The 12,950-nt window shown below is 55.2% G+C and carries 9 protein-coding genes; 3 read left to right on the top strand and 6 right to left on the bottom strand.

Annotated features, from left to right (window positions below; all coding sequences use genetic code 11):
• Positions 1–2: 2 nt before the first annotated feature.
• Both LX87_RS17500 and LX87_RS17495 read right to left on the bottom strand, forming a co-directional pair.
• Entirely contained in the window at positions 3–1,007 is a 1,005-nt protein-coding gene (locus LX87_RS17500; RefSeq protein ID WP_111629558.1) for a 2-hydroxyacid dehydrogenase, read from the bottom strand.
• A 39-nt stretch (positions 1,008–1,046) separates the two neighbouring features.
• A complete protein-coding gene (locus tag LX87_RS17495; RefSeq protein WP_111629557.1) occupies positions 1,047–2,297 on the bottom strand; it encodes an MFS transporter in 1,251 nt (416 codons plus the stop codon).
• A 224-nt stretch (positions 2,298–2,521) separates the two neighbouring features.
• Between LX87_RS17495 and LX87_RS17490 the strand changes: the two genes are divergently transcribed.
• Positions 2,522–3,289, top strand: a complete 768-nt coding sequence (locus LX87_RS17490) for a DeoR/GlpR family DNA-binding transcription regulator (protein ID WP_111629556.1) — start codon at positions 2,522–2,524, stop codon at positions 3,287–3,289.
• 23 nt (positions 3,290–3,312) lie between these two features.
• On the opposite strand, the gene LX87_RS17485 is transcribed toward LX87_RS17490, so the two are convergent.
• Both LX87_RS17485 and LX87_RS17480 read right to left on the bottom strand, forming a co-directional pair.
• A complete protein-coding gene (locus tag LX87_RS17485; RefSeq protein ID WP_111629555.1) occupies positions 3,313–5,187 on the bottom strand; it encodes a serine hydrolase domain-containing protein in 1,875 nt (624 codons plus the stop codon).
• Positions 5,188–5,293: 106 nt separating this feature from the next.
• Complete coding sequence (locus tag LX87_RS17480) at positions 5,294–6,226, bottom strand: M20/M25/M40 family metallo-hydrolase (protein WP_111629554.1); 933 nt, start codon at positions 6,224–6,226, stop codon at positions 5,294–5,296.
• 130 nt (positions 6,227–6,356) lie between these two features.
• On the opposite strand from LX87_RS17480, the gene bla reads away from it, so the two are divergent.
• Together bla and LX87_RS17470 are read left to right on the top strand one after the other, a co-directional pair.
• On the top strand, positions 6,357–7,106 hold the full coding sequence (gene bla / locus LX87_RS17475) for a subclass B1 metallo-beta-lactamase (protein WP_111629553.1): 750 nt from the start codon (positions 6,357–6,359) through the stop codon (positions 7,104–7,106).
• Positions 7,107–7,333: 227 nt separating this feature from the next.
• A complete protein-coding gene (locus LX87_RS17470; protein ID WP_111629552.1) occupies positions 7,334–7,903 on the top strand; it encodes a DJ-1/PfpI family protein in 570 nt (189 codons plus the stop codon).
• Between the two features lie 113 nt (positions 7,904–8,016).
• Here the strand turns inward: LX87_RS17470 and LX87_RS17465 are convergent, their stop codons facing one another.
• Together LX87_RS17465 and LX87_RS17460 are read right to left on the bottom strand one after the other, a co-directional pair.
• Positions 8,017–11,439: a ThuA domain-containing protein gene (locus LX87_RS17465; RefSeq protein WP_111629551.1), complete on the bottom strand. Its 3,423-nt coding sequence runs from the start codon at positions 11,437–11,439 to the stop codon at positions 8,017–8,019.
• 168 nt (positions 11,440–11,607) lie between these two features.
• Entirely contained in the window at positions 11,608–12,945 is a 1,338-nt protein-coding gene (locus tag LX87_RS17460) for a Gfo/Idh/MocA family protein (protein WP_111629550.1), read from the bottom strand.
• Between the last annotated feature and the right edge of the window lie 5 nt (positions 12,946–12,950).

Here is a 12,950-nt window from a genome sequence, read left to right as displayed (position 1 = left end):
GCTTACGCGTTTTTAACGGTCAATGCCGACGGGTTGACCAGTTGCCGGACGGCCTTGTTGTCTTCGATAAAGAACTGCCGCAGGGCCTTGTTCATGATGTCGGCGTGATGATCTTCCACCTCGAATGTAGCCCCGGCAATGTGCGGAGTGGCCAGCACATCCTCCCTGTGAATGAGTTTGTAATCCAATTCATCCGGCGGTTCGTGGTCGAACACATCCAGAATGGCACCCCGAATTTTGCCGTTTTCCAGCACGTCCAGCAGAGCCTCGCGATTCACTACCACGGCCCGGGCGGTATTGACAAAAATCGCATCCGGTTTCATCAGCGACAACAACCGATGGTCGATCAGTCCTTTGGTTTCGTCATTAACCGGCAGGTGAATCGACACCACATCGCTGTTTTTGAAGACGGTTTCCAGATCGGTTTTGACGTACGCCGGATCGTCGGACGTGTAGTACGGGTCGTAGTACTGAATCCGGGCCGGAAAATGCCGGAGCAGGTTCGCGATGGTCTGGCCCACCGCGCCAAAACCCACCATCCCGATGGTTTTGCCCGCAATTTCGTTTCCCTTGAACTGGAGATACGACGTATGCGCGCCCTCTTCCCAGTTTTCGCCCTCCAGCCAGCGAATGGCCGCCAGCGTGTTCCGCATCAGCGTAACGAGGTTCGCGATAAACATTTCGGCCACGGCCTGAGCGTTGCGGGCCGGGGTGTTGAACACCGGAATGCCTTTTTCGGTTGCCGTCGAAACCGCCACGTTCGAGGGTGTTCCCCGGCACACGCCGATAAACCGTAAGGCCGGATACGCTTCGATCACGGCGGCTGTGACCTCATCGTGTTCGGTAATGAGGGTGTCGGGCCGGATCTCCTGAAGCAGTTCGATCAGCTCGGATTCCGTATAAGCTCGTTCCTGGAGTTTCCAGGGACGGTAAATAATTTCGCCAAACCAGCTCGTCAATTCGTCCTGCGCCGTCTGGTGGTAGGGTGCGGTGATTAGTATTTTCATGCGTTAAAAAAGGGTGCCAGTTTACGGTTTACTGACAGATTAAATGGTGACCGTTTGCGGCTCGGAAGCCGTTTCTTTGGGTAGGGTGATAAACCGGGTGAGGACGGCGCTGATGAAGTACAGGATGGCCAATACCCAGACCACGCCCTCGCTGCCGATGGAGCCGATGGTCAGCCCGACGATGGCGGGTCCGACAAAAACCGGCAGTCCGGCGCCCAGATTCAGAATGGCCATTGCCGCCCCCTTATCTTCTTTCACCAGCGAAGGCACCAGTGCCGACAGCGGCACATAGCCCGCCAGCAAACCGCCCCAGAGGACGCCCGAGAGCAGCACCAGCGCGTAACTTCCGCCAAACCAGACGGGCGAATAGTAGAACAGCAGCGTGGTAATGCCGCAGCCCACACCCCCAAACCACATAATGGTATTCTGCCAGCCCAGCCGGTCGCCAATGAAGCCGAAGAGCAGGTTAAAAATGATGTTACTCGTGAAAATCGTCCCCCAGATCTGGAGCCATTCGACCGTGCTGAAACCAAAATCGGCCAGGTAAATGGGCAGGAAAACCGGAAAGGCGAACTGCGCCGTTGTGTTGATGATCCGGACAATGCCGCCAATGAGCACCTTGGGTTCTTTCTGTACGATGGTCAAGCCGTTGAGGAGTTCTTTTGTCTTATCGCCCGCCCGAGCTGCCGACGGAACAAATTTGTCGCGGTTCAGGACGAGGGCGAAAAAACCGCCCAGCGCCACCCAGAAGATAGACGACCACAGGGTGTTCTGATAGCCCAGTCGCTCGATGGCCCAGCTCGAATAATACGCCCCGAAGACGTTCAGACCGCCGGTGAACACAAACCAGAACCAGCCCACGGCCCGGCCCAGCTTTTCCTGAGGAGTGCGGTAGGTAATCCAGACCAGAAACGAATACGCAAACAACGGATAGCCAAAACCGCGAACGGCGTAGGTCAGCAGCATGACCGGGAAATCCAGCTTAGCCATACCGAAACCGACAAAACCGACCGTGCCGATGATGTACAGCAGCAGGCCCGCCAGCATGGCCTTCCGGGGACCGTAGCCCTCGGCCAGTACGCCCGAAAACCAGGATGAAATGGCGATGGTGATGCCGTACACCGTAAACAGCGAGGCCGATTGCTGGATGCTCATACCGTGTTCGAGCAGGTACGGACTGAGCCAGCCCTGTTCGACACCGTCGCCCATCATGAAAATGATGATGCCCAGGTAGCCCCAGGCCAACGGTTTGGGCAGACCGGCTTTTTCAAAAAGTGACGGAGAATTCATAGACAATTAAGGTTTAGGAATAGCCCAATCCGATTTGCATTTAAATCAGATTAACTTGTATGCAAACAAACAAATAAAAAATAGTTAAACAAAATGAAATATAATTTAACTTTATGAAACCTTATTAGAAAGAGTTTGGTCCTGTCTGGAAAGAAATAGTCCTGAATCGTATTGGTATCCAGCGCCCTTCTTTCTAGTCTCCAAAACAAGGTTTTAGTTGATTTATGAAGACGATTACCGAAAGACATCAGTTTATATTGCAGCGGTTGAAGGAAAGCGGCACCGTTTCTATTCAGGAACTCAGCGACCTGATGGAAGTGTCGGGCGTAACCATCCGGAAGGATTTGAAACTGCTGGAAGATAAGAGCCTGCTGTTCCGGACGCGCGGGGGCGGCTCCATCACGAATCCGTACGCCTTTGAGAAGCCAATCGACGAGAAAGCCCTAATCCGGGCGGACGAAAAACAGAAGATCGCCAAAACCGCCCTGACGCTCATCGGCCAGAACGACTCCATTCTGATCAGTTCCGGCACAACGGTCTTTGAACTGGCGCGTATCCTCCACCCCACCCATCGGCTGACGGTCATCACCCCGGCGGTGAAAGTTGCCGCCGAACTCAGCAACCGGCCCAACGTGGAAGTCTGGCAGCTCGGCGGACTCATTCGCCCGAATTCGTCGTCGGCGGTGGGGTCGTATGCCGAACAGATGCTCGATAACCTGTCCTGCGGGCTGTTGTTTGTGGGGGTCGACGGCGTTGATTTTGAGTTTGGCCTGTCGATCAGCAACCTGACCGAAACCAGTCTGAACCGGAAAATGATCGATACCGCCCAAACCGTGGTGGTGCTGGCCGACAGCTCGAAATTCGGCAAACGCGGCATTGGCAAGATTGGCTCACTCGACCAGATTCATTACCTGATCACGGATGCGGGCGTGCCGGACGAAACCGTGCAGCAACTGGAAGAACGCGGGGTGAAAGTGTTGGTGGCAGGGTAAATTTAGTGTTAACGGTTTTTCCATTACTGCCAGGTGGGTACGCCAATGGCCCCATACCAGGTCAAATAACAGGTGGCGACAAAATGCAAAATCGCCAGCACAGCGGTGTGCCAGTAGATGGTCCTGCTCCCGTTCGGCTTCCGTTGCCGGATCAGGGTGATGACGGACCAGACAGCCGCCAGCGCAAAAAGAACAGACAAAATCAAACCGGAAACCGACACAAACCCGACCTTTCCCAGCCGCTCCATCGGGTCGGCCCCACCAATGATACCCACGATCGTGGTCGCCAGAAAAAGCAGACTCGTCAGAAAAGGCCACTGAATAAGGTGGCGCGTCTCCTGGCTCCCCCGTCGGGTCCGCCAGTACCGAATAAACCAAATGCTCCCGAAAAGCACCGAACCCAGCAGGTAAACTATCCAGATAAGACTCAGCACGTATTGGCCAACCGCCAGAAACGGTGAAACCCGCATCAAAACCAGCCCTCCCAGATGAACGACGTCCCCGGCCAGCGGGTCGTTTACCTGCACCAAACTGATTTTGCCCGTCTCGGGCGAGGCATACTGCCGGTCGGTTACGGCGACGTGGGTTTCTAAACCGCCCCCGAAGAGGTTTCGGCTAAAAAGAAAATTTTTGTTCCGCCAAAGGCGCTTCACGTCCACAATTCGCTGTTGAAAATACATCTTTTGCACCCGTGGGTTAATCGGAATGTAATAGCCCGAAAGCACATCGTCAAACTCCTCCGCCAGCGGTTTTTTCCGGGCCGAATCACCCTGAAACGGGGCGGTTTGAAAATTCCGGATCAGCTCCCCAATCTGGTGGAGGGCATTTCCGTTCAGGCTATTGATCATGATGGCGTAGCCCACACGGTATTGCGGGAGATACGAAAAATCCGCCATTCCGCCGTTCACTCCACCATTGTGGGAGCGGTACACAAACCGCTTAAATGGGGTCGAATAATTGGCCAAACCGTATCCATAGTCCAGACCAGCGCGGGCACCGGTGGTCGTGGAAGGCGTTTCCATACGGTTCAGGGAGGCTGCACTCAGGAGTTGCCGACCACCCGCCTGACCACGGTTGATAAAAAACCGGAGCATCTGGGCCATGTCCTTCGGCGACGCATTAATGGCTCCCGATGGACGAACGCTGATGTTCCAATACGGTTGGGGATCGTTGTTCACGTACAAGGTGGCTCCCTGTTGCCGGTAAAGGTCCGACGCAAAATACGTGGCCGTTGTCATGCCCATCGGCTGAAAAAAATGAGCCTGTATGTAGTCTTCAAACCGCTGGCCGGTCAGTTTTTCGAGGATGTAGGCGGCTACCGGCGGTCCCGAATTGCTGTAGGCCATCCGCGTGCCCGGCATCCAGCGGGACGTCCGCGTGTCGGGTAGAAAGTCGAGCCCCTGTTTCAGCGTTAGGTTCGGATCGTTGAGGGCATAATCCGCAATGTGCATATCGTCCCAACCCGTGGTATGTTCCAGCAAATGCTCGACCCGAATCGGGGCGGTATCCTCCCACGGGTTCGTAAACGCGATTTCCGGAGCCAGATCCCGGACCTTGTCTTTCAGACTGATCCGGCCTTCTTCCTGAAGTTTCAATACCGCCAGCGACACGAACATCTTCGACACCGAACCGATCCGGAACAGCGTATTTTCGGTAGCGTTTATCTTTTTCTCCCGATTGGCCAGCACCAGTCCCGCTACCAAAACGGCACTGTCACCCTGCACCAGAGCCACCCCAACGCCCGGGGTTCCGGTTCTTTTCAGAACGGCTTCAATGGCCCGTTGTAACTCCGGTATGGTTTTCGGCGGAATCGTTTTTTCCTGCGCCCGAAGGAAAAAAGGACAGAAACTGAGAAAAAAGAAAACTACAGCACAAAGAATTTTCTTGGCGGACGTCATCGGGAAAACCGGTTGCTTTTTGAGGATGCTCAATATAGCACGTTTCTAGCTCATTTACAGCCGTTTTCCCGAACATATCCTTATAAATTACGCCACGGATGACGGTTTACTTCACCGGCGTAAACGTCATTTTGGGCAGCTTCATCGCGTTGTCGATCAGCTTGATTTCCAGCCGCAGGATTTCCTCCTCAGCTTTCGCGTCGATTTTGTCCGGATCGTCGCCCGGCTTGTGGTAATCCGGGTGGCCACCGGTATGGAAAAACAGCACCGGAATCTGTTTGGCGTAAAAAGCCGCATTGTCGGAGCCACCGTTTCCGGCCCGGTCGGTGAAGAATTTAATGTCAGCCGTAACGCCTTTGAACACGTCCGGCCAGGCATCGGCGGTTCCGTAGCCGCCAATACCCACCCCCCGATTCGGGTCATACCGGCCAATCATATCCATGCAGATCATGAAGTTCAGCCGGTCGAGCGGCAATGTCGGGTGGTTCAGGAAATGCCGCGAACCCAGCAACCCCAGTTCCTCCGCCCCAAACGCCATGAACAGCAGGTTATACGGTTCTTTGACGTTGTTTTTGGCGTAGTACTGCGCCAGTTCCAGCAAACCGGCCACGCCCGAAGCATTGTCGTCGGCCCCGTTGTGAATCTGTCCCTGTGCATTTTCTGCCAGCGAACTGCCCTGATTGCCCGTACCCAGGTGATCGTAGTGGGCACCAATGACGATGGTATGGGTTGCGCCGTTGTCCAGAAAACCGATGACGTTGGCGGCTTTGCGGATACTGTCGAGCACCACCACGCGCCGGACTTTGGCCGTAAAATGCTGGTAAAAACCGTCTTCGCCGAGCGGTTTCAAACCGTATTTCCGGAAATGACGGGCAATGTAGGCGGCTGCTTTGGCGTTTTCGCGGCTGCCGGTTCCACGCCCCTTCATTTTGTCGGAAGCGAGTTTTTCAATGTGTTTCTGAATGCGGTCGGCCGATGGTTCCTGCGCCAGCAGCGGGGCCGTTGTGAGAAGAAATAAGGCAAGAATACGATTCATCATGCCCGCAAAGGTAGGGCATTTTGGCGGTTTCGGAGTTGTGATCAGTTGCCCGATGGTACAAGATAGGAAACATTTTTGCAACTTTGCCTAAGACGGTTTCGGATGCTTCTTCATCAGCCAACTCTTCCTCATGCGTATTCTGACGGCATTTATTTTCGCCCTTCTTTTCCACGGTTTTGCCCCGGCGCAATCCACACAAAAGCCGAAACTGGTGGTGACGCCCCTTACCGATCAGGTGCTTGTCCATACCACCTACGGGGTGTATCAGAACAACAGCATTCCTTCCAACGGCCTCATTATCAAAACGAAGGACGGCATTGTGCTGGTAGACACGGGTTGGGACAGCGACGGCAACACCGACAACACCCGGCAACTGCTTCAGTGGGTGGCCGACAACCTGCGTCAACCCGTCCTGCTTTGCATTGTCACCCATGCCCACGAAGACCGGATTGGCGGGGTGAGCGAACTCCGAAAGGCAGGCATCCGCGTGGTCAGCACCCCGCTGACGGCTCAGAAAACCGTGAAGCTGGGCTACGAATCGCCCGAAGGCAGCCTACCGAACGATACGACCTTTACGATTGGGCAGGAACCGATTCGCTGTTATTTTCCGGGCGAAGGGCACACGAGCGACAACATTGTGGTCTGGCTACCGAATCAGCAGATTCTGCACGGCGGCTGTTTTGTCAAGAGTGTGGCGGCTTTCGGGATGGGCAACGTTGCCGACGCCAACCTGAAGGAATGGGCGAATTCCATCCGCCGGGTTCAGAGCCAGTTTGGCACGGCGAAGATTCTGGTGCCCGGCCATGAGGAATGGAGCGACACCCGGGCGCTGGAACACACCCTTCAGTTGCTGGAGAAACATGGAGCGAAGCAGCGGTGACCAAACCGTGGCATCAGAGCCCGGCTTTCACGGGTTTGGCGGGCCTTCTCCGTTCCATTCCTTTGCCAATGCGGGCTTTCAAGGGTCATTGACCAAAATTTGCCAGAATACCGTTCGTACAGCACGTGGGCAGTAACGGGCGGATTTTAATTGGCAGGAGGATGATGTGGGGTTGTCTACAGGGTAAAAATGGCTATATTAACCCCTGTATCTAAATCTTTTCCTCCATGAATCGCAAAATTCTGCTCGTCACCGGTGATGGTGGCGAAAGTTACGAAACCCTCTATGCTCTTCACCGCTTTCAGGAAGAAGGCGATACGGCGGTAATTGTTGCCCCCAGTAAACGCCGACTTAATCTGGTGATGCACGATTTTGAACCCGGTTGGGATACTTATATGGAGCGGCCCGGCTATTGTCTGGCATCAGACCTGACAATTGAGGAAGTGGTGGTAGACGACTATGACGCCATTCTGCTGCTGGGCGGCCGCGCCCCCGAATACCTGCGCAACAATGGCACGCTGCTGGAAATAGTCCGCGAGTTTGACCGGCAGGGTAAATGGCTTTTTGCCATCTGCCACGGTATTCAGATTCTGATCACGGCCGGATTAGCAAACAACCGAACGCTAACCGCTTACGAACACGTGCGTACCGAAATTGAGACGGGTGGTGGCACCTACTCTACCCAACAGGCCGTCCGCGACCGAAATATAGTAACCGCACAGACCTGGCAATCACACCCCGAGTTCTATCGCGAAGTTTTTGCCTGTCTCAAAAAAGCGGAACTCGTAGAAGGGTAGATCAGAATCGGTAGACTTGTCGGTTCTGCCTACGTTATTCCTTGCTAAAGAAGACGGAAAGTTCGTTGTCACTCGCGTACCGCGAGTGACAACGCTCCCCAGATTTAGTTAACTTACTTTCCAAACGCAACCCAGCTCAGCGCACCGATATTCTGGGCTTTCGGGTCGTCTTTCACAAAAACGAAGTACAAATCCTGCTTGCCGCCTGGGTTCTGAATCGGGGCGGTTAGCTCGGCAGTTTTGTTCCAGGCACCCGTGGCCGTGTAGTTCACCGTGCTAATTACCGGCCCTTTCAGCGAACCCGTCCGCACCTCAATCGTGCCGTCCTGGTCTTTCGACGCAACCTCGAACGTCAGCTTCTGGATGCCTTTCAGGTCCACGCCTTTCAGCACAAAATACGCCTTGTTGCGGGTGGCGGCCAGCCGTCCGCGCTGACGGTTCATGTTGTACACCTCATCGGCTTCTCCGGCCATTACTTTAGCCGGGCGCAGAATCAGGCTCTGGCTGCTGGTCAGGGGCGTAATGGCCCCGCCCTTGTCGGTATACGACGCCGACAGAATGTAACGGCCCGTCTGCTCCTTGCCCACGTGCTCCTTCAACACCGTCGCGCCCTGCTGCGGCAGGGTTACGTCCGGCTGCTGCATCGAGAGTGCCAGGACGTACTTCACTATTTCGGTGGCGTCTTCCTTCGACAACTGCGGGTGGGCGTTCATCGCGTGTTCCCCCCAGACACCGCCCCCGCCGGTAATCACCTTGTTGGCCAGCCGGGCCAGAGCGGTTTTGTCGCCCCGGTATTTTTTGGAAACTTCCATAAACGCCGGTCCGACCGATTTGCCGTTGATCTGGTGGCAGGCTTTGCAATCGCTGCCCTGCATCAGGCTCTTGCCCAGGTTGAAAGTACTCGTGATCTGCTGGTGCCCTACCAGCGGCTCGTTACCGGCCACTTTTGGGATGTAGTTCAGGGCCACTTTCACCTTCTTCCTGTCAATCGTCTTGTCCTCGTTGTCCGTCACATTAACCGTGTATTTGAACGGCGTCTGATCGGCAAAGAAAAACGTGCTGTTGTCGGGGGTCGCAATAGCCACCTGCGGCAGCGTGTTTCCGACCTTGATTTCCAGCGTATCGACGGAACTGGCTCCCGTTGGGTCGGTTACTTTCAGCGTCACCTTGTAAATACCGTTTTTCTGGAACGTGTACGTCGGGTTCGCTTCGGTCGAACCTACCTGATTGCCTTCAAACCGCCATTCGTAGCTCAGTTTGTCGTCCTCGTCAAAATCGTAGCTCTGGCGGCTGTTAAAGGCAACCTTCAGCGGAGCCAGACCGATGGTGTCCCGGGCCATTACGCGGGCAACGGGTGCCCGGTTGCCGGGGTTATACTCGATCTTGACCAGCCGGGCGTCGTCGTTGTCAATGCCGTACACCGAACCGTATTCGAGCATATAAATCTCACCTTTCGGGCCAATTTCCATATCCACCGGACGGCGGAAATCGCCCCGAACCGGCATAAATGCTTCCATACGCTTGTAGTTCTGGCTTTCGTCCAGCCGCACGGCATACACCCAATTCCGCATCCAGTCGTACATAAACAGCGCCTTGTCGTAGTATTGCGGCAGTTTCACGTCCGATTGCAGACTGGCATCGAAGTGATACACCGGGCCGCCCATCGCGCACCGTCCGCCCGTTCCGAGCTCCGGAAACTCCGTCGATTTGCTGTACGGATACCAGACCATCGCTTTTGTTACCGGCGGCAGATTTTTTAGACCGGTATTGTTCGGCGAATTGTTCACCGGCGCGTTCGGGTCGAACTCCGCACCGACGGCTTTGGTCGCGAAATCGTAGGCTTTGTACGGCTTGCTGTCTCCTACGAAAAACGGCCAGCCGTAATTTCCGGCTTTTTTGGCCTGGTTAAACTCGTCGTAACCCCGTGGTCCCTGCGGTCCGTCAGTACCCGAATCCGGACCGATTTCACCCCAGTACACAATCGACGTTTCCGGATCGACCGAAATCCGGTACGGGTTCCGGCAGCCCATCACGTAGATTTCGGGCCGGGTTTTGTCCATGCCCTTCGGGAACAGGTTGCCTTCCGGAATGGTGTACGAACCGTCTGGTTCGGGATGGATGCGCAGGATTTTACCGCGCAGATCGTTTGTGTTTCCCGCCGAACGGGCCGCATCGAACGTCAGTCGCCCGGCCTGCCAGTCGGTCGGTGAAAAACCGCTTGACTCAAACGGCACGGTATTGTCGCCCGTCGAAATAAACAGGTTGCCGTGTTTGTCCCAGGCCATCGACCCGCCGGTATGGGCGCTCACTTCCAGATCAATCGGAAACTCGATGATGGATTTTTCCGATTTGAGGTCCAGCGTACCGTCGTCGTTCATCACAAACCGCCCGATGCGCTGCTTCGTCTGCTCACCGTCCTGAATCGTGTAGAAGAAATACAGGAAGTGGTTTTTGGCAAAATTCGGGTCAATCGTCATGCCCAGCAGACCGTTCAGGTATTTCTCGACGGCTTTGACCGGAAAATCGTAGACCAGTTTGGTGCTTTTGGTTTTCGGGTCGTACATATAAAACTTACCGGGCCGCTCGACCATAAACACCCGGCCATCGGGTGCCACGGCCAGTTCCATCGGTTCGTTGAGGTCGTTGGACAGGACGGTTTTGACAAACCGCGTTTCGTCCGGTGTTTTCACGGCGTACGACTTCGAATAATCGAGGTCTTTGTTGTCACCCATCACGTATTTCAAACCGCCCAGCAGGTGCTGCACAAACAGCGGTTCGCTGAAGCTCTCGTGGGTATGCCCCCCGCCCGTGTAGAATGCCCGGCCTCCGTCGAATTCGTGGTACCAGACAAACGGGTGGTTATCGCCGTTGCGGCCTCCTTCGTAGGTCGTTTCGTCCAGCTTCGCCAGCACTTTCACATCCGGATTAAGGCTTTTGTAGCTATACAGTTCGTCGAAACGCTCCCAGCGGTCGGGCAGAAAGCTCGTCGACGGGTGGTTTTTGTCGATTACGTCAATGGCGGCTTTCTGTTGTTTGGGGTGGTGCAGAAAATACGCCCCGGCCAGTTTGTTGTACCACGGCCAGTCGTATTCGGTATCGGCAGCCGCGTGAATGCCCATGTAACCGCCCCCGGCCTGAATGTAGCGTTCAAACGCCACCTGCTGATCGGCGTTCAGGACGTTGCCGGTGGTACTCAGAAACACCACGGCGCTGTAATTTTTCAGGCTGTCTTCCACGAAATACGCCCCGCTCTTGGTCGTATCGACTCGAAAACCGTTCTCCTGGCCCAGCTTCTGAAGGGCCGCGATACCGGTCGGAATGGATTCGTGGTAGAAACCTTTGGTCCGCGAGAACACCAGAACGCGGGGTACTTTCGGCGCAGGAGCCGGGGCCGCAGCAACGGCCTGCGGAGCCGATTGGGTTGGTGACTGGCTGGCAGCCGCTTTGGGCGATTTGCAGCCGTAAAAACTCCCGGCCGTGGCAGCCGTCAGGAGTAAAGCGGCTGCAATCGTCCCGGTTTTAGTAGAGGTTAGCATATAGGGATTGGTAAAGATTCATTCCATCCGAAGGAATAAAACAGTAAAAACCGTTCAAAAGTAAGGATTATAATAGAGTTAGCCCACGGTTTAATCGCAGGGCGACCCGTCCGTGGGCTGATAAAAGGGTGTCGTGGAACACGAACCGTTGGAACCGTTTTGACCTGACTAGAGCTTAATGGCCCATTCCGCTTTGAGGGGGCGTTCCAGCCGGGCGTTGGCTTCCTTGTCTTTTTTGAACTGCTCCTTTTTCGGATTCCATTCCAGCGGACGTTTCAGCTCGTAAGCAATGTTGCCGATGGTGCAGACCGATGCCGTGCGGTGCCCGATTTCCACGTCGCAGATCGGTTTGCTGCGTTTCCGCATCGCGTCCAGAAAATCCTTGTAGTGATTTTCGCTGTGGTAAACGTGTTTTTCGTCCGGGCCGACCACTTTTGTTGCGAGCGTAACCGGCGTAGTTTCGAGCTTTCTCCGCTGAATATTCAGGGTTCCTTCCGAGCCCACAAACTGAATGGCGTTGCTCCACTCCCAGGGTTCGTGGGTCATCGTAATACCGTTGTCGTAGCGGTAGGTCAGGAATTTGTGATCCTTGCCGTCCGGCGGAATCACCTCGACCGGGCCGCTATCATCCATATCCAGCGCCCACTGCACAATATCGAACATATGCGCGCCCCAGTCGGTTACCATACCGCCCCCGAACTCCCTGTAATTCCGCCAGTTGGGAAAAACGTCCTTCGACAGCGGGGGTGCCAGTTCGGAATTGAAAGCCACCGGCTGATTCGGTCCCAGCCACAAGTTCCAGTCCAGTCCTTCCGGGATGGGTTCGGCGGGCAGATCGTACCGTTTCGGCGGGGGACCGACGTTGACTTTAATGTGCTTGATATCTCCCAGATAGCCGTTGCGTACCAATTCGGCGGTTTGCCGGAATTCCGGCCAGGAGCGTTGCATACTGCCGGTCTGGAACACCCGGTTATGTTTGCGGGCCGCGTTTACCATCGCCCGGCCTTCCTTAATGGTGAGCGCCAGCGGTTTTTCGCAATAAATATCCTTCCCGGCTTCGGCGGCTTTGACGGCCATGACCGCGTGCCAGTGGTCGGGGGCGGCAATGACCACGGCGTCGATGTCCTTGCGGTCGAGCAGTTGCCGGAAATCGTTATACGCCTGAATAGCGGGGTGCGTACCCTTTACTTTGGCCTTTCCTTCTTCGCTGGTGTAATACGCTTTGGTTTGTTCAATGAAAAAATCCCGTTTGGCTTTATAGACCTCCGCAGACGCCAGAATCCGGGCTTCGCCGGTTGCCAGAAAGTTACGGGCCAGCCCACGGCTTTGCTTACCGGTTCCGATAAAACCGAGGCTGATGATGTCACTCGGTGCCAGATAGGCCGAACCGTCCGCCCGTTTTCCGCCCAGCACAAACCGGGGAACAATCAGAAAAGCCGACAGGGCTGCCGATGCCTGACCAATGAATTTACGCCGGGACAAGGCGCTGAACGTGTCTTTTTCCATGGGGT

The sequence above is a fragment of the Larkinella arboricola genome, assembly GCF_003259745.1.
Taxonomy (GTDB): Bacteria; Bacteroidota; Bacteroidia; order Cytophagales; family Spirosomataceae; genus Larkinella; species Larkinella arboricola.
The sequence above is the reverse complement of the archived record's forward strand: the minus strand, read 5'-3'. Positions and strand labels throughout refer to the sequence as shown.